The following is a 17,267-nucleotide window of genomic DNA, read 5'->3' as shown; positions in this document are numbered from 1 at the left end:
CTTGACAGGGGCATGTTCAGTGGTTTAAAGCGCAATAATGCATTATGATCGCGCAATCCAGCGTATATCATAAAAAAAGGCTTGGGAGCACTAACCCAAGCCTTTTCTAAAACCCTATTTCCGCAAACACCATTCTGTCTTTTCCGTTGATGTCGTTGACTACTTCCACTTTTGCATCAGGAAACGTAAAGCGCAGCATCTCTGCAACGGACTCTCCTTGCCCAATTCCTACTTCAAAAGCCACAATTCCTTTTTCATTCAACACAACAGGACTCTCCTTCATGAATCGACGATAAAAGTCCAATCCGTCCTGACCGCCCACAAGCGCACGGAGAGGTTCATGATCCTTCACGACCGTCGATAAAGTCGGAATATCTTCTTCTGGAATATAAGGTGGATTCGAAACGACTACATCGACCATAATGCCTTCTTCTATCAGCGGTCCTAATAAATCACCTTCAAAGAATCTTACTTTTGCCCCTAAACGATCCGCATTTTCACATGCTACATCGATAGAAGCTCTCGCAATATCCACCGTCATTACGTCAAGTTGCGGGTTTTCTAGGGCAAGCGTTACTGAGATGGCGCCACTTCCTGTCCCTACATCTACAACCTTAATGACTTCAGTCGTACCTAATAAACTCTCTATCCGCATTAGCAACCCTTGAACCAGCTCTTCCGTCTCAGGCCTCGGGATTAAAACTTCCTTATTCACCAAAAATCTACGTCCGTAAAACTCCTCATGGCCAATGATGTGCTGAACCGGAATCCCGCTTACAACTTCTTCTACAGCTTTCACAAACCTATCTTTCTCTTCATTAGCTAGTTCTTCACGTAGTTCAGCAAGTAGCTTAGATCGACTCATCCCAAGATAATGACATAAAAGTATTTCCCCAATATTCTCGTCCCGACCATTTTCCCGTAAAAAAGAAGAAGCCCATTTGAGGGCTTCGAATATCTTATGAAATTCTGCCATTATTCGGCTTGCTCCATTTTTCTTGCTTGGTCTTCCATGATGAGAGCATCGATTACCTCATCAAGCTTCCCTGTTAGGATTTGATCCAGCTTTTGAATCGTTAATCCAATCCGGTGGTCGGTTACACGGTTTTGCGGGAAGTTGTACGTACGGATACGCTCTGAGCGGTCACCTGTTCCTACTGCTTGTTTACGGTTTTGGTCGTATTCTGCTTGTGCTTCCTGTTGGAATTTATCGTAGACACGGGCACGCAATACCTTCATTGCTTTTTCCTTGTTTTTGATTTGAGATTTCTCATCCTGAATGGAAACCACAGTTCCAGTTGGCAAATGAGTTAAACGAACCGCCGACATTGTCGTGTTAACACTTTGTCCCCCGGGTCCACTGGAAGCAAATGTATCCACACGAATATCTTTTTCATGAATTTCAACTTCAACCTCTTCTGCTTCAGGTAATACCGCAACAGTCGCAGTTGATGTGTGGATGCGTCCGCCTGATTCTGTTTCAGGAACACGTTGCACACGATGGGCCCCATTTTCAAATTTCAATTTAGAAAATGCACCTTTTCCGTTAATCATAAAGATAATTTCTTTAAACCCACCAACACCAGTTGAGTTCGTATCCATAACCTCAATCTTCCAGCCTTGGTGTTCGGCAAATCGGCTGTACATGCGGTATAGGTCACCAGCAAATAGCGCAGCCTCATCTCCACCTGCAGCGCCACGGATTTCCATAATTACGTTTTTGTCATCGTTCGGATCCTTTGGCAATAAGAGCACGTGAAGACGCTCCTCAAGCTCCTCCAATTGGTCCTCAAGCTCGTTGATTTCTTCCTTCACCATTTCACGCATCTCTGCATCGAGCTTTTCTTCCAGCATTGCTTTCGCATCAGTAAACTGTTCCTTAACCTCTTTGTACTCTCTATATTTCTCAACAGTTTCTTGTATATCAGATTGTTCTTTTGAATATTCACGTAGTTTTTTTGTATCACTGACGATATCTGGGTCACTTAATAGTTCATTTAGTTTTTCATAACGAGCTTCTACAGCCTCTAAACGATCGAACACGCTCTTCACCTCAAAATTTAGTCCATAACAGTATAATTATAGTATAGGGTACCCAACATCGTCAAAGCAAATTACAATCGAAAAGCGGAGGCGTCTTGAAAAGAGGAACATCGACTAACTACTGCCACACCCTGTGGCAAATGTCGATGTCAGCACGACTAAGTGCAAGTCCGACAAGCATAAGAAAAGCCGGCGAGAAGAATGCCCTTTATCCTTCTTGACGGATTAGTTAGACCAGAGAGGGTCTAGGCTCTGCAACTAGACACCAAGACAGCGAAGAGAAGATGCATGTCACTCCAATTTAGTGATTTACACATTAACTAAATCACCAAAAAGCCCGCAGCTATTACTGCAGGCTTTTCAATCAACTTTCTTTCTTTAAAATTTCAATCGCTTCTGTGAATTCCTTATCAATCTCGGCATTCGGTCGATACGTCGCCAAGCTAACAAAGTACGTGACAGCCCAACCAATTATGAAACCAGGAACAATTTCATAAAGTGTACCCGTCAATGAAGCAACATTACCCCAAATCATAACGGTGATCGCACCAGCAACCATTCCCCAAAGGGCACCTGTAGCTGTAATCTTCCGCCAATATAAAGAAAGTAAAATGACTGGACCGAATGAAGCACCAAACCCTGCCCACGCGAACGAAACGATTTTCAAAATAGACTCGTTATTTGGCCAAGCAAGCGCCATCGCTAAAATCGATACGACAAGTACAGCCATTCTTCCTAAAAATACATATCGCTTATCCGATGCGTCTGTCTTAAAGACAGCTTTATACAAGTCTTCTATGAGTGCTGAGGATGTCACAATTAACTGCGAAGAAATCGTACTCATAATCGCTGCAAGTATTGCTGCAAGCATAATTCCCGCGATAAAAGGATGGAAAAGAATCTGCCCCATCACAATGAAAACTGTTTCCGAATCAGAAAGTGTTCCGTTCGTTTGCTGAAAATAAGCAATCCCAATAAGTGCCGTTGCAATAGCTCCAAATATGCTGAGGACCATCCACCCAATTCCAATACGACGTGCACTCTTCACTTCTTTAACCGAGGATATCGCCATAAAACGAACAATAATATGTGGTTGCCCGAAATAACCAAGCCCCCATGCAACCGCAGATAATACCCCAAGGAAGGAAGCACCAGATACAAAGTTCAACATTTGGGGATCAACTTCCCGAATGCTCATTGCTGTTTCCGAGAGACCACCCGTATAAAATATCCCTACGATCGGAACGAGTAAAAGGGCGAAAAACATAATAAGTCCTTGAACAACATCCGTATAGCTGACCGCTAAAAATCCGCCAAACAAAGTATAGAAAATGACAACGCCTGAAACGATTAACAGACCAATGTGATAGTCAAGTCCAAATGAACTATTGAAAAATTTACCACTCGCTACCATTCCGGAAGATACGTAAAAAGTAAAGAAAAAAAGAATAATGATCCCTGATGCAATCCGTAAAAAACGAGATTTATCTTTTAGACGATTTTCTAAGTAACTCGGAATTGTAATGGAATCCTTCGTCACTTCTGTATACACGCGAAGACGTGGTGCAACAAGTACATAGTTCAAATAAGCACCGAGTGTCAGTCCGACAGCAATCCAAGCTTCAACAAGCCCACTTACATAGATTGCTCCAGGAAGCCCCATGAGTAACCAGCCTGACATATCTGCAGCACCTGCACTTAAAGCTGTCACCGCTGGTCCTAGTCCACGCCCTCCAAGCATGTAGTCCGTCAGATTAGATGTACGTTTATATGCATACCAACCAATCCACACCATCCCAACCATGTAAATAATTATAGCTAACAATTGATATACTTCATTGGTCATTAAAAATCCTCCTTATTAAATGTACCTTGGTGTATTTGCACCATCTCATTATTCAGTCGGAGTTTAATCCTTGAGTGATTTGTAATGCTTTTATTGCATTTCCTACACCCCATGTTTTTCATACTATTATTACAATAAAGCAAATATAACTATCAATTTCTAATATCCCTGGATATAGTACTATTTTCATATATTATTAGGCCCATAAGTTCCTATAAAAAAACCACTTATCCAAATTTCGCTGTCGAAACATAGATATTATGTAGGATTGCTTCTATCTTTGACGAAAAGCTTCTAGTTTTGTCTACAGGGAGGATTTTACCCATGAAAAGGAGAATCGTACTACTATACAAAGAATCGGAAAAATGAGCATAGGGGAAGAAGAGAAATAGAGGGAGTGGTTGGTGTGAATACGGCGGAGTTTGCAAAAAAATTAGGGGTTTCTACAAAATCGGTTCGGAAGTGGATTAAAAACTTTGATCTACAATGTGAAAAAAATGAATATGGCCATTATGTGTTTGAGGAAACTGACCTTCCTCTATTCGAAGGAATACGGAATCAAGTGAAATCTGGGGTCCCATCTGATAAAATCGAACTATCACCACCAGAGCCTAGGAAGGGGACCGCACGGAAAATGGTACAAGCTTCAGATAAAACACTCTCGGAAAAACTTAATTCGATGATGGATCGAATCAAGGAAAACGAAAGACGGATCGAGGAAAAAGCAAGTGATGTTGTATCCTACCAGCTTTTGCAGCATCGGAAGGAAATCGATGAACTCCAAAAAAGGATGCAGAAAATGGAAGATTATATCGAGCAGCTTGAAAGGGAAAATGAAGAGCTTCAAAAACAAACAGCGATTACCCTTGAAAAAGTGGATGGGTCAAGAAAACGCAAAAGAGTACTTGGATTTCTTTTTTAAGATCAGGACAGATAGCCTCCTGGTCTTTTTTCATGCACAAAAAAAAGCACTCCCTCGGAGCGCCTTATAACTTCATTGAATCCATTTGTGATACAGCTTTTAATAGTGGTTTTCCTGGTACTTCATGATGGTGGCGACAACGAGGCTCGTATGACTCAGAAGCACCAACTAAAATAACCGGATCATCATAGGATGCTGGTTGTCCATTGATTAAACGCTGAGTTCTACTTGAAGGAGAACCACATACGGAGCAAACAGCCTGAAGTTTTGTTACAAGCTCAGCTAACGAAAGTAGTTCTGGAACCTTTCCAAACGGCTCACCGCGGAAGTCTTGATCCAAGCCTGCAACGATGACACGATGGCCACGGTTTGCGAGAATTTGGACAACTTCTACAATCTCATCATCAAAAAATTGTACTTCGTCGATTGCGACGACATCAGTATCTGCTGAGACTTCTTCCAAAATTTCAGCTGAGGATGCCATTGGCTTTGCGACAAAGGATGTTCCATTATGAGAGACAACAGAATTTTCACTATATCGATTATCAATTTGAGGCTTAAACACCTGAACAGATTGTCTTGCAAATTCAGTACGACGAACACGTCGAATAAGTTCTTCAGATTTTCCTGAAAACATGCTTCCACAAATTACTTCAAGCCAGCCACTTTGCTTCATAATATACATGAAACGAAGGTCTCCTTTCCTCCGTGTTTCTAGTCTTAAGTCAACTATTGACCGTAAGTATGAGGATTATATTATATGAGGTAAATAAGAATAATTGCTAGTATAAATTGGTATATTAGCACAAAAAACAGGCAAGAAGGAAAAACTTGCCTGTTTTTGGCTTTTCAAATCAGTATTATTATTTAATACCGTATTTTTTGTTGAATTTATCGACACGTCCACCTGCATCAGCGAATTTTTGACGGCCTGTATAGAATGGGTGACACTCTGAGCATACCTCAACGCGTAACTCCTCTTTTACAGAACCAGTTTCAAATTCATTTCCACAAGCACATTTCACCATAACTTTTTTGTAGTTTGGATGAATTCCTGATTTCATTCGTCTCATCTCCTTCCGCCCTGAATCATTGATCGAAACAGAGTTACGTTTTAGCAAAATTGCATATTTGCATGTACAATTTCGAAAACCTAAAACGCACATGTTGAAATTATAACAAGTGAAACGATGAATTGCAACTTAATCCTGCTGTTAAAAATCGTTAAATTTTCCAACAAAAATTCAGTGCGGATTCACAACACTATATACTTCTTACGCCTCAGGTCTGCTGTTGTTTCTTCTTGCCACTGCCGCTTTTTTCTCTGCTTCAAGCATTTCAAAGAACTCTGCATTTGACTTAGTTTGCTTAAGTTTTCGTAAAAATTTCTCTGCAAAATCTGGTTGATCTGACATTGCTTTACGGATTGCCCAGATTTTATCAAGCTTGTCTTTTTCAATCAGAAGCTCTTCTTTTCGTGTACCAGAACGACGAATATCGATTGCAGGGAAAATACGTCTCTCAGCAAGTGAGCGATCTAAGTGAAGCTCCATGTTACCAGTACCCTTGAATTCCTCATAGATGACATCATCCATACGTGAACCTGTGTCAACAAGTGCAGTCGCTAAGATGGTTAAGCTTCCACCCTCTTCGATATTTCTCGCCGCCCCAAAGAAACGCTTTGGACGGTGAAATGCTGCAGGGTCAATCCCCCCTGATAACGTACGCCCACTTGGAGGAATAACTAGGTTATAAGCTCTCGCAAGACGTGTGATACTATCCATAAGGATAATCACGTCACGTTTATGTTCAACAAGACGCATCGCTCTTTCAAGTACTAGTTCAGCAACTTTAATATGGTTTTCTGGTACTTCATCGAAAGTTGAACTTACCACATCACCTGCTACAGAACGCTCGATATCCGTAACCTCTTCCGGACGCTCATCGATTAATAGGACAATCAATTCTGCCTCTGGGTTGTTTGTTGTAATGCTGTTTGCAATTTCCTTTATCAGCATTGTTTTACCAGCCTTTGGAGGCGCCACAATTAGACCACGCTGACCGAAACCAACTGGTGCTAGAATATCCATAATTCGTGTTGAAATATGGTTTGGCTTTGTCTCTAATATCACTTGGCGATCTGGATATAGAGGTGTTAAACCAGGAAAGTGGACACGTTCCTTTGCAGACTCTGGGTCATCGCCGTTTACAGCCTCAACGTGAAGAAGACCGTAATAACGTTCATTTTCTTTCGGAGGACGGACTTTACCTGAAACCTTATCCCCATTTCGCAGGTCAAAACGACGGATTTGAGAGGCTGAAATGTAGATATCCTCTGAGGATGGAGAATAGTTGATTGGGCGTAAGAATCCGAATCCTTCTGATTGGATAATCTCAAGAACACCCTCCATAAATAAAAGGCCATCCTGCTCAGCGCGCGCTTTTAGGATCGCAAAGATTAACTCTTTCTTCGTTAATTTGCTATAGTAGGAAACCTTAAATTCACGTGCTAATTCGTATAATTCCTTTAGCTTCATGTTTTCCAGGCTAGAAATTGTAATACTCATTCGTACACCACTCTTTGTTTTTTAGTTTATTTTCTATTTCTCTTAATGCTCTCCAATTGGTTGGATTTATACTTTCAGCAGATACGCCTAGGCGCATTTGATGATTGGTTCATTCGTCCAACATATAAAAGCGTTTTCGCATTTTCTCTTTTTAGAAATAAAGAGGCACTATGAAACATTTTATATGAATCGATTTGGATGGAATGATATAGAAGCATTCTGAGGCTTGCATAGAAGTTTTCACAGCGGCACTCATTTTTTCGGTTGGGCAAATGAAAACCCTAGTTTCGAATTTGTTCAGAAGTATAGTAACCATTACAGTCTTCTTTATTTTACCCTATTCTCGTATTTTTAATCAATACCCTTATTTTGATAGAGTATTACGGTTTCATGACAAAAGCCTTGTTTTATAAAGAAAAGCGAGTACAAAGACTCGCTTCTACTCTATTTAATTACTAAATTTGGCTTTTTCTTCAAGCTGTGTCTGCCGTCTATGAATCTAACAGTTCCAGATTTCGCACGCATAACGAGAGAATGAGTTGTTCCGATTGACCCTTTAAACTGAACACCGCGTAAAAGCTCTCCATCTGTGACACCTGTTGCTGCAAAAATCGCATCGTCACCGCTAACTAAGTCTTCCATCCCAAAAACCTTTGTGACATCAAGTCCCATTTTAATACAACGAGCTAACTCTTCATCTGTTTGCGGTAGAAGCTTTCCTTGGATTTCTCCTCCTAAACACTTTAGCGCGACTGCTGACAGGACACCCTCAGGAGCACCACCGGAACCAAATAAAATGTCTACACCTGTATGATCGAACGCGGTATTAATCGCTCCTGCAACATCACCGTCATTAATTAGCTTAATACGGGCACCCGCTTCACGTAGCTGTGCAATGATATGCTCATGCCTTGGGCGATTCAAGACAGTTGCCACGACGTCTTCAATATCTTTGTTTTTTGCTTTTGCCACGGCTTTTAAGTTATCGATAATCGGTGCGTTAATATCGATTAAGCCTACTGCCTCAGGGCCAACAGCAATTTTTTCCATATACATATCTGGTGCATGAAGCAAATTCCCATTATCGGCTACCGCCAGCACAGAAAGCGCATTCCATCCACCGGACGCTAAAATATTGGTTCCTTCAAGTGGGTCGACTGCAACGTCCACTCTAGGTCCATAGCCATTTCCAAGCTTTTCACCAATGTAAAGCATCGGGGCTTCGTCCATTTCCCCTTCTCCAATGACAACTTGCCCCTTCATCGGGATTGTGTCGAAAACGTCTCTCATCGCAGAGGTTGCTGCACCATCCGCCTCGTCTTTTTTACCGCGACCCATCCAACGGGCTGATGCCAATGCTGCTGCCTCTGTAACACGTACAAGCTCCATTGATAAGCTTCTTTCCATGATCCTTCCCCCTTGATGATAGTAATCTTTTTCTGGCGTATGTTTAAAAATTTAGATGCTTGGGTTATCACCCTTTAAATTCATTCTCATAACATAAAAACGTTTTCTCTCTACTTTTCCATTTAAGGATACATGAAAACTCCCACTTTTTGTAGTGGGAGTTTGGTAAATTTTTATTCAATTATGAATTTTGGTGCTGTTCGATTTCTTCTTCTGTTAGACTTTCTCTCCAGATGGTTGCACCTAAGCCTGTTAGTTTTTCCTCTAAATGACTATATCCACGGTCGATATGCTCAAGGCCTGTAATTTCTGTTACGCCTTCCGCCATAAGGCCAGCGACAACAAGTGAAGCTCCTGCGCGTAAGTCACTCGCTTTCACTTTCGCACCTTGAAGCTGAACAGGTCCAGTGACAATTGCTGAACTGCCTTCAACTTTAATTTGTGCATTCATCCTGCGAAGCTCATCGATATGCTTAAATCTTGCGCCATAAATCGTATCCGTTACAACGCCTGTTCCAGTTGCTTTGGTGAGAAAGGATGTAAAAGGCTGTTGTAGATCGGTTGGGAAACCTGGATACACAAGTGTTTTAATATCAACGGATTTTAAATCCCTATTACCGGCAACCCAAATTTGGTCGTCACTTGTTTCAACGGTTACACCCATTTCACGAAACTTGGCAATCAAGGATTCCAAGTGAAGTGGGATCACATTATCAATTAATACACCTTCACCCATAGCGGCACCAATAATCATGTATGTACCAGCTTCAATACGATCAGGAATAATGGTATGGCGACAACCTTGCAAGGAATCAACACCATCGATGCGGATGACATCAGTTCCGGCACCTTTAATTTTTGCTCCCATGCTTGTTAATAATGTCGCAACATCGATAATTTCCGGTTCTTTTGCAGCATTTTCAATGACTGTACGTCCTTTTGCACGGACTGCAGCCAGCATGATATTAATGGTTGCACCAACACTTACAACATCAAGGTAAATGCGAGCACCCCTTAGCTCATCTGCACGAAGGTAGATTGCGCCTTGTTCATTCGTTACTTTTGCACCCAATGCTTCAAAGCCCTTAATATGCTGGTCAATTGGTCTCGGACCTAGATGACATCCCCCTGGTAAGCCAATGACAGCCTTTTTAAAGCGACCAAGCATCGCTCCCATTAAGTAATAAGATGCACGAAGCTTTTTTACTTTTCCGTTCGGTAATGGCATTGACACAATATTGGATGGGTCAACGAAGATTTCTTCTTTACATATCTCTACATGGCCACCAATTTCTTCAAGCAAATCACCTAAAATTTGCACGTCTGAAATATCAGGTAGTCCTTCAATTGTAACTGGCGATTCTGCTAAGATCGTTGCAGGGATGAGGGCAACAGCACTATTTTTTGCCCCACTGATTTTTACAGTTCCTTTTAGTGGATAACCGCCTGCTATTTTTAGTTTTTCCATATGTGGCTCCCTTCTAGCGAAGATGACGGTTTTGTAAGGGAAACCTTGAATTGCCATTGATACAACCTGTCCGCACGATCTTTGACTTAATAAAATCTAGCGTTTTAGGCAGCTCTATTCCCTTATTAACGTTACGCAAATCGTAACAGCACTTCACTTGAAATGGTATATTTTAACATAAATTTACTACATGAATGTACAAGTATTAATTCTAAGTTTACACGAAAATATAAAAATCATGTATCATTTTATACCTTTTCGCAAAAACAATCAAATTCACCCACTAAAGATATTTCTTTAAGGAAATTTTCCATACGACTAAAGTTCTGGTCCTTCTTTTTTTGAGATATAGTTTTTCATGAAGTGATTGAAGTGAATCTAGTTGAAGGTCTTTATAATATTCGTTGCAGCGTTCGTCTATGTGTCAAAATTGGGTAAGTTACACAAATCAGCTCCTTCCACTTTTTATGTTGATGATCTGTAATTACCCCTAGACTCCCATTTAGTTGGCAAGGATTGTTAAGAAAAACGCCTTGCGCTTTTCTTATTATAACGCAAGAAAACCGCTATCTCCAAATCACGTTATAAATAACAGGAAATAAGCGGCTTTTCTATATGGTTTGGAGACGAATCTCCATTCTATTTAATTAGACGTTGAAACTTTATAGAAAGTTTCAGCCTCCGGCGGATACCACAGATTTTCAGAGAAAACTTTTCGAGCAGGCTCGAAAAAATCTGGGCGCAAATACGCCAAGGCGATATTTGATACAATAAAAAGGTTTCTTTCTTACGCTCTACCAGCAGAACCGAATTCACGCATTTTGCCTTTTACCGTTTCACGAATCGCATCGCGAGCAGGTCCTAAGTATTTACGTGGATCATACTCTTCTGGCTTAGCAGCTAGTGCTTCGCGTACTGCTTTTGCAGAAGACATTTGGTTTTCTGTATTAACATTGATCTTAGCTGTTCCAAGAGAAATTGACTTTTGGATATCTTTTGTTGGAATTCCAGTTCCACCGTGAAGTACAAGTGGTAAACCAGTTTTATTTCCGATCTCTTCCATCTCTTTGAAACCAAGGTTTGGTTCACCTTTGTAAGGACCGTGAACAGAACCAAGAGCAGGTGCTAAGCAATCGATGCCGGTACGGTTAACAAGCTCAACACACTCATTTACATCCGCATAGATAACACTTTCAGCGATCACGTCGTCTTCTTGTCCACCAACTGTACCAAGCTCAGCTTCTACAGAAACTCCGTGGAAGTGTGCAAGTTCAACAACTTTAGAAGTAATCTCAATGTTCTCTTCAAATGGATGATGAGAAGCATCGATCATAACAGATGTGAATCCAGCATGAATAGCTTTCGCACAATTCTCGAAAGAAGAACCGTGATCAAGATGGATAGCAACTGGAACAGTAACCTTATAGTCTTCCATTAGTGCTTTTACCATCGCAACAACAGTATTGAATCCACCCATATAACGGCCAGCACCTTCAGAAACACCTAGAATAACTGGTGAATTTTCTTCTTGTGCAGCTTGTAAAATTGCTTGTGTAAACTCAAGGTTATTTAAGTTAAATTGACCTACTGCATAACCTTCTGCTTTTGCTTTTTCAAGCATTTCTTTCATTGAAACCAAAGGCATGTGAATTTCCTCCTTTTGTACCGTTTTTTATGTAGGGAAAAGTCCCTGTGCACATAGAACCACGGCAAAGAAACGCCGGGGTTAATTGTATACTTATTCCAAAGATTTCGTATCACCTAATAGAATGACCGAAACAAAATCATAATATGTAAGCTGAAGATAGAAAAATCAACAGACAAAAAGCACACAAAATGCCCTTTGTGTTAAGGAATAGCAACAATACAGTACTAAGCATATCACAAGATTTTGATTTCGCAAGAGACCATTGTTTCGTGTGTTTCACCATAAAGCGTTTCCATTTTGATAATAACGCGGTTTATTTGTTTTTGTGTTTTTTATTCGGATTTTAATGGGATATTTGCTCTTACTGCTTCTCGTAGCTCGTCAATGTCAAAAGGCTTTGCAAAATGGGTAATTGCCCCCAAATCCTTAGCTTCCTGGATCATATCAAGCTCACCGTAAGCTGTCATAATAATGACTCGAATATCCCGATTGATTTTTTTGAGTCTTTTTAAGATTTCAATCCCATCCATACCAGGGATTTTCATATCTAGTAATACTAAATCTGGAGAGTGTTTTTGCACGATATCGATTGCTTGTACTCCATTGGCTGCTTGGAATGTCTTGTAACCTTCTTTTTGAAAAACTTCATTTAATAGTATTCGTATTCCGTATTGGTCATCCACAATTAAGATTTTCTCTGACATTCTGTAAAAACCCCCCTCAAAATAGATAAAAGTAATTAATAATATTGCTTTGTTTTTTACGATCGTTTTTTTACGTTCGTTTTTTCGAATATTATTATATCGTTATTCATTTTTAATTCTACCAAAAGAAACATATTTCCTTCTTTTTACGCAGAAAACTTTTATTTCCAAGACCGAAACTTATTTCTCTGCATTTTTCGACATCATTTCTTATTTTTTTCGTATAGCGTTATAATGATAATATATGGAAATAGCAAGTTAAATAGAAAGGAATTTTACATGTATGTTGAAAATTTTTACTACACAGCTTCAGGGCCATTTTAATCGAATCATGGAGCAAGAGGAATTGAATATGGAAGATGGCGCAAGGATTCTTGCCCAGTCAGTGATTAGCGATGGCGCAATTCTAGTTCATGGCTTTGGTGAAATGGCTGCCGTTGCAACCGAGGCTTTGTATGGCGCTGAACCACTCAAGTCTGCTAAGCCTTTATTTACTAATGGAAAAATAAATGAGGTTGAGGATGTCGACTCTGTTCTGCTAATCACTCGATTCTCAACAGATGAAGAAGCAATTAAACTTGCGGAAGAACTTCGAAGTAAGGGAATCCAGACGGTTGCGATTTCCGCAATTGTAAAAACAGAGGGTGAACGCACCCTTGAGAAGAGCGTTGATATCCATATCGATTGTAAGCTTACAAAACCACTCATTCCGGATGATGTCGGGACCCGCTACGGTTTTCCAAGCGTGATGACAGCCTTATATGCCTATTTCGGACTAAAATTTACAATCAAAGAAATGGTCGAGGAATTTGAATAAAGTGAAAAACTTGCCTTAAATAATGGCAAGTTTTTTTATTGATATCTACTTAATTTTTCGAAACATCTTGTACTTATGTCCATCATAATAAAAGGATTTTTTTCCTGAGGCATCTTGTACTGGGCCTGTTACATCTTGATGAGAAAGCTCGAGTGTTTTTTGAATGGTAACCAGTTCTGCCTTTTCTGTATTAATGACAAGATAGAAAGCATCTCTTGTTTCCAATTGTTTTACAGCCGAACCGAATGAAAATAGACCCTCTAATAAAAAATTTAATACTTTTCCACCATTCCCACGTACTTCACTTTGAAGCAACTCATATACCTCATCATTATCCTGGGCATATTGATTTATTTTCTCGTCATATTTATTCATTGTGATCCTCCAGCTCATCCAGTTTTCGATTGTATCTCTTTATATTGAACTCTTCCCATACTAGTGAAATACCATAAAACACAAGTAAGGAGATGAAAAATTCAAGGGACAGAGCCACAATGATATTAGCAGCCTCACTCATTTGTGGAAACAAATATAAGTGTTGCCAATCTTTTTCGATAAAAAAGGTTGTAATGATTGTGAGAATCAATACGACAAAAGCAAAACCTAATGAATCTAGAAAATAATATTTTTTTCTGTTTGTTCGAGATTTTTTATCTAATCCCGTCTCGATCAGGTCACCTGAAATCGTTTTAGGAATGGTTAAGCTTTCATCCCGACGCGCGAACCAGGCGATGGATGCTGGAATCATGACTATGATGACTAACTCCCAGGTAATGCTTGAAATATCCTTTGTACTCACGTACTTCCAAATGGCGAAAATAAAAAGAGAAATATACAAGATGCTTAATGTAATCCCTAACCCCTTTGCGATATGCTGCTGACTTCTTTCATCCACTCCCTATTCCTCCTCTTCATAATGAAAAATTTCTTCTATCCGCACATCGAAAACCTTCGCAATATCCCAGGCTAATTTTAGCGATGGACTGTAGTTTCCACGTTCGAGATGTCCAATCGTTTCCCTTCTGACGCCCACCTTATCTGCGAGCGTTTGCTGATTCATATTATGTTTTGCACGAAATTCCTTTAAATTTGTTTTTAGCAAATGGCACTGACCTCCTCCTTTGATAAATGTTATATATTTCTCACATTATGTTATAAATATATAACATATTTGTTTTATCGTCAATTTTTTCCTCTTAATAAAAAATGGCGAATGTCTATCACACTCGCCATTTCGTTCATATCTATATTTTTACATTTTTTCTGCGTTTGTTATTGATGCTCGAATAAATTCTCTGAATAATGGTTGTGGACGGTTTGGTCTTGATTTAAATTCTGGGTGGAATTGTGAAGCCACAAACCATGGATGGTCCTTCAGCTCGATAATTTCCACTAGACGGCCATCTGGACTAGTCCCAGAGAAAATAAAGCCTGCTTCTTCCATTGCTTGACGATAATGGTTGTTAAATTCATAACGGTGTCTGTGACGCTCATAGACCACTTCATCATTATATGCCTCGTAAGCCTTTGTCCCTTCTTCAATTTTACAAGGGAAAAGTCCAAGACGTAGCGTTCCGCCTAAATCCTCAACATCCTTTTGCTCTGGTAAAAGGTCAATGACTGGATGTGTAGTATCTGGATTAAGCTCAGCAGAATGTGCACCTTCTAAACCTAGTACATTTCGTGCAAATTCAACAGATGCTAGCTGCATACCAAGACAAATACCTAGCATAGGTGTGTTTGTCTCTCTCGCATATTTTAGAGCTTCAATTTTTCCGTCCACACCGCGGTCACCGAAACCACCAGGAACAAGAATTCCATCTGAGCCACTAAGTAATTCTGCTACATTTTCATCTGTTACTTCTTCAGAGTTTACCCAGTTGATATTGATATCAGAATCAAATGCATAGCCGGCATGTTTTAATGCTTCTGCAACAGATAGATACGCATCCTGAAGCTCCACATATTTTCCGACTAACGCGATATTTGTTGTTTTTGTTAGGTGTGTAACTTTCTCAACGAGCTTGATCCAATCTGTCATATCTGCTTCTTGGCAGTCTAATTGAAGATGCTCACATGCGATTTGATCAATACCCTGTTGTTGAAGAGATAACGGAATTGAATATAAAGTTTCTGCATCACGGCTCTCAAAAACTGCTCTTGAATCAATGTCACAGAATAGTGCAATTTTATCCTTCATTTCTTCTGAAATCGGCATTTCTGTACGGAGAACAATGATGTTTGGCTGAATTCCTAAGCTACGAAGCTCCTTTACACTGTGCTGAGTTGGCTTTGTCTTCATCTCACCAGCAGCTTTAATGTATGGAACAAGCGTACAATGCACATACATCACATTGCGGGAGCCCACGTCACTTTTAATCTGACGGACAGCTTCTAGGAAAGGTAATGATTCGATGTCTCCAACCGTTCCACCGATTTCAGTGATTACGACGTCTGCATTTGTTGCATGGCCAGAACGGAATACTCTTTCCTTGATTTCGTTTGTAATGTGTGGGATAACCTGAACCGTTGCACCTAAATAATCACCGCGACGCTCTTTCTTTAATACAGTTGAATAGATTTTACCTGTCGTCACGTTGCTGTATTTGTTTAAGTTAATGTCGATAAAACGTTCGTAGTGACCTAAGTCAAGGTCTGTTTCAGCACCGTCATCGGTAACGAACACTTCGCCATGCTGGTATGGGCTCATTGTTCCTGGGTCCACATTAATGTATGGATCAAATTTTTGAATCGTTACATTCAATCCGCGGTTTTTCAATAAACGACCTAAAGATGCGGCAACAATCCCTTTTCCGAGGGACGATACAACCCCACCTGTTACAAAAATATATTTCGTCATCTTTCTTTTTCCCCCATTCATGTAATTAGTTAAAGTTTGCTCAAAAAATCAAAATGTATAAAGAAATTCTTTGTGGTGCGGGGGTAACAGATTTCACACGCCGTACCTTTTTACTCTTATAAAAATAAAAAAGCTCCTCTCACAATATGTAAGGGAGCGAAACTTGTAATATGGTTTCGTAGATACTCTTTTTTAGAGCCCAAAAAGTATTCTACCGAGTTAGGATTGAAAAGTCAATATGAGTTTAAGTGGAATTTAGACAACTATTAGTCTTCTTCCTCGTCTTCCTCCAGGTCTTCCTCGTCTTCATCTAACTCATATTCTTCATCGTCTAATAACTCTTCTTCTTCTTCCTCATCGAAATCCTCATCTTCGTCTTCGATGTCGTCGAACTCTTCCTCTTCATCGTCAATGTCATCAACTTCTTCTTCTTCATCGTAATCTTCATCGAAATCAAGATCATCTTCGTCAAGGTCATCGAAGCCAATAAGATCGTCATCCTCGTCCTTCTTCTTCTTGCCTTTTTTCTTCTTCTTCGGTTTTTCAGTATGCGTAACCTCTTCATCGATTTGCTCGTATGGATACCATGTACGAAGTCCCCAACGATTATCGCCTAATGTAATAAAACGACCATCGATATTAATGTCTGTATAAAACTGAGAAACTTTTGCGCGAAGCTCTTCTTCGGAAAGCTTTAATACTTTTGCTATTTCGTCAACTAGCTCGTTAAATGTAATCGCATCTTTTCTCCCTAAGAAAATCTCATACGCTACTTCAAGCATTGACATTTCTTTTATTTGCTCTGGTGAGTATTGATCAAGACTCATCAAGGCACTCCCTTTCTATGTACAAATCATGGTAATAACTTAAGTATAATGTTTAACTATGAACTACAAAAAATAAGTTCTGTAAAATACATATCATTCATTATAAACAAAATCAACCACTTTATGCCAGTCTATTCATTTTTTAAGGCTGAGTCATC

At 39.9% G+C, this 17,267-nt stretch carries 17 protein-coding genes; 2 read left to right on the top strand and 15 right to left on the bottom strand.

All coding sequences use genetic code 11. The annotated features are described in order from the left end of the window. Window positions 1-106 precede the first annotated feature (106 nt). The 3 genes from prmC to putP form a co-directional block, all read right to left on the bottom strand. The gene (gene prmC, locus V7097_RS00905) at window positions 107-976 is read right to left on the bottom strand and encodes a peptide chain release factor N(5)-glutamine methyltransferase (protein WP_335701705.1); all 870 of its coding nucleotides are present in this window, start codon (window positions 974-976) and stop codon (window positions 107-109) included. Beyond that, window positions 976-2,043, bottom strand: a complete 1,068-nt coding sequence (gene prfA, locus V7097_RS00900; protein WP_335701704.1) for a peptide chain release factor 1 — start codon at window positions 2,041-2,043, stop codon at window positions 976-978. Before prfA ends, prmC begins: the two co-directional genes overlap by 1 nt. 364 nt (window positions 2,044-2,407) lie before the next feature. Beyond that, complete coding sequence (gene putP, locus V7097_RS00895) at window positions 2,408-3,889, bottom strand: sodium/proline symporter PutP (protein ID WP_335701703.1); 1,482 nt, start codon at window positions 3,887-3,889, stop codon at window positions 2,408-2,410. Between the two features lie 406 nt (window positions 3,890-4,295). On the opposite strand from putP, the gene V7097_RS00890 reads away from it, so the two are divergent. Next, the gene (locus tag V7097_RS00890) at window positions 4,296-4,811 is read left to right on the top strand and encodes a MerR family transcriptional regulator (protein WP_335701702.1); all 516 of its coding nucleotides are present in this window, start codon (window positions 4,296-4,298) and stop codon (window positions 4,809-4,811) included. A 64-nt stretch (window positions 4,812-4,875) separates the two neighbouring features. Here the strand turns inward: V7097_RS00890 and V7097_RS00885 are convergent, their stop codons facing one another. The 7 genes from V7097_RS00885 to V7097_RS00855 form a co-directional block, all read right to left on the bottom strand. Further along, window positions 4,876-5,496, bottom strand: coding sequence for a thymidine kinase (locus tag V7097_RS00885; RefSeq protein ID WP_335701701.1), 621 nt, complete (start codon window positions 5,494-5,496; stop codon window positions 4,876-4,878). 178 nt (window positions 5,497-5,674) lie between these two features. Then, window positions 5,675-5,875, bottom strand: coding sequence for a 50S ribosomal protein L31 (gene rpmE, locus V7097_RS00880; RefSeq protein WP_053403734.1), 201 nt, complete (start codon window positions 5,873-5,875; stop codon window positions 5,675-5,677). 210 nt (window positions 5,876-6,085) lie between these two features. Next, window positions 6,086-7,378 (bottom strand): transcription termination factor Rho, encoded by a 1,293-nt coding sequence (rho, locus tag V7097_RS00875; RefSeq protein WP_335701700.1) that lies wholly within the window; start codon window positions 7,376-7,378, stop codon window positions 6,086-6,088. A 444-nt stretch (window positions 7,379-7,822) separates the two neighbouring features. Further along, complete coding sequence (gene glpX / locus V7097_RS00870; RefSeq protein WP_335701699.1) at window positions 7,823-8,785, bottom strand: class II fructose-bisphosphatase; 963 nt, start codon at window positions 8,783-8,785, stop codon at window positions 7,823-7,825. A gap of 181 nt (window positions 8,786-8,966) precedes the next feature. Beyond that, window positions 8,967-10,253, bottom strand: coding sequence for a UDP-N-acetylglucosamine 1-carboxyvinyltransferase (locus V7097_RS00865; protein ID WP_335701698.1), 1,287 nt, complete (start codon window positions 10,251-10,253; stop codon window positions 8,967-8,969). A gap of 787 nt (window positions 10,254-11,040) precedes the next feature. Continuing rightward, on the bottom strand, window positions 11,041-11,898 hold the full coding sequence (locus tag V7097_RS00860) for a class II fructose-bisphosphate aldolase (RefSeq protein WP_335701697.1): 858 nt from the start codon (window positions 11,896-11,898) through the stop codon (window positions 11,041-11,043). 335 nt (window positions 11,899-12,233) lie between these two features. Continuing rightward, the gene (locus V7097_RS00855; RefSeq protein ID WP_335701696.1) at window positions 12,234-12,605 is read right to left on the bottom strand and encodes a response regulator; all 372 of its coding nucleotides are present in this window, start codon (window positions 12,603-12,605) and stop codon (window positions 12,234-12,236) included. 283 nt (window positions 12,606-12,888) lie between these two features. Here V7097_RS00855 and V7097_RS00850 point away from each other — a divergent pair, with 283 nt between their 5' ends. Then, window positions 12,889-13,422 carry a DUF2529 domain-containing protein gene (locus tag V7097_RS00850; RefSeq protein ID WP_335701695.1) on the top strand — a complete coding sequence of 178 codons (534 nt, stop codon included), beginning with the start codon at window positions 12,889-12,891 and terminating at the stop codon, window positions 13,420-13,422. A 45-nt stretch (window positions 13,423-13,467) separates the two neighbouring features. Here the strand turns inward: V7097_RS00850 and V7097_RS00845 are convergent, their stop codons facing one another. The 5 genes from V7097_RS00845 to rpoE all read right to left on the bottom strand — a co-directional run bounded on the left by V7097_RS00845 (window position 13,468) and on the right by rpoE (window position 17,109). Further along, the gene (locus V7097_RS00845) at window positions 13,468-13,797 is read right to left on the bottom strand and encodes a hypothetical protein (RefSeq protein ID WP_335701694.1); all 330 of its coding nucleotides are present in this window, start codon (window positions 13,795-13,797) and stop codon (window positions 13,468-13,470) included. After that, window positions 13,790-14,317, bottom strand: a complete 528-nt coding sequence (locus V7097_RS00840; RefSeq protein WP_335701693.1) for a hypothetical protein — start codon at window positions 14,315-14,317, stop codon at window positions 13,790-13,792. The genes V7097_RS00845 and V7097_RS00840 overlap by 8 nt, the downstream gene beginning before the upstream one ends. Before the next feature lie 3 nt (window positions 14,318-14,320). Further along, window positions 14,321-14,524: a helix-turn-helix transcriptional regulator gene (locus tag V7097_RS00835; RefSeq protein WP_335701692.1), complete on the bottom strand. Its 204-nt coding sequence runs from the start codon at window positions 14,522-14,524 to the stop codon at window positions 14,321-14,323. A gap of 150 nt (window positions 14,525-14,674) precedes the next feature. Continuing rightward, the gene (locus V7097_RS00830) at window positions 14,675-16,282 is read right to left on the bottom strand and encodes a CTP synthase (protein WP_335701691.1); all 1,608 of its coding nucleotides are present in this window, start codon (window positions 16,280-16,282) and stop codon (window positions 14,675-14,677) included. A 266-nt stretch (window positions 16,283-16,548) separates the two neighbouring features. Beyond that, entirely contained in the window at window positions 16,549-17,109 is a 561-nt protein-coding gene (gene rpoE / locus V7097_RS00825; protein ID WP_335701690.1) for a DNA-directed RNA polymerase subunit delta, read from the bottom strand. Between the last annotated feature and the right edge of the window lie 158 nt (window positions 17,110-17,267).

It is taken from the genome of Bacillus sp. JJ1562 (assembly GCF_036962705.1).
In the GTDB taxonomy this organism is placed as follows: Bacteria; Bacillota; Bacilli; order Bacillales; family Bacillaceae_L; genus Ferdinandcohnia.
Note: the sequence above shows the minus strand (reverse complement) of the source record. Positions and strands in the feature narration are given on the sequence as shown.

Excerpts from the sequence above, each read along its gene's own strand:
- V7097_RS00830 (WP_335701691.1), bottom strand. The coding sequence starts at position 16,282 with ATGACGAAATATATTTTTGTAACAGGTGGGGTTGTATCGTCCCTCGGA.
- V7097_RS00855 (WP_335701696.1), bottom strand. The coding sequence starts at position 12,605 with ATGTCAGAGAAAATCTTAATTGTGGATGACCAATACGGAATACGAATA.
- V7097_RS00885 (WP_335701701.1), bottom strand. The coding sequence starts at position 5,496 with ATGTATATTATGAAGCAAAGTGGCTGGCTTGAAGTAATTTGTGGAAGC.
- glpX (WP_335701699.1), bottom strand. The coding sequence starts at position 8,785 with ATGGAAAGAAGCTTATCAATGGAGCTTGTACGTGTTACAGAGGCAGCA.
- prmC (WP_335701705.1), bottom strand. The coding sequence starts at position 976 with ATGGCAGAATTTCATAAGATATTCGAAGCCCTCAAATGGGCTTCTTCT.
- rpoE (WP_335701690.1), bottom strand. The coding sequence starts at position 17,109 with ATGAGTCTTGATCAATACTCACCAGAGCAAATAAAAGAAATGTCAATG.
- V7097_RS00865 (WP_335701698.1), bottom strand. The coding sequence starts at position 10,253 with ATGGAAAAACTAAAAATAGCAGGCGGTTATCCACTAAAAGGAACTGTA.
- putP (WP_335701703.1), bottom strand. The coding sequence starts at position 3,889 with ATGACCAATGAAGTATATCAATTGTTAGCTATAATTATTTACATGGTT.
- V7097_RS00845 (WP_335701694.1), bottom strand. The coding sequence starts at position 13,797 with ATGAATAAATATGACGAGAAAATAAATCAATATGCCCAGGATAATGAT.
- rho (WP_335701700.1), bottom strand. The coding sequence starts at position 7,378 with ATGAGTATTACAATTTCTAGCCTGGAAAACATGAAGCTAAAGGAATTA.
- V7097_RS00850 (WP_335701695.1), top strand. The coding sequence starts at position 12,889 with ATGTTGAAAATTTTTACTACACAGCTTCAGGGCCATTTTAATCGAATC.
- rpmE (WP_053403734.1), bottom strand. The coding sequence starts at position 5,875 with ATGAAATCAGGAATTCATCCAAACTACAAAAAAGTTATGGTGAAATGT.
- V7097_RS00860 (WP_335701697.1), bottom strand. The coding sequence starts at position 11,898 with ATGCCTTTGGTTTCAATGAAAGAAATGCTTGAAAAAGCAAAAGCAGAA.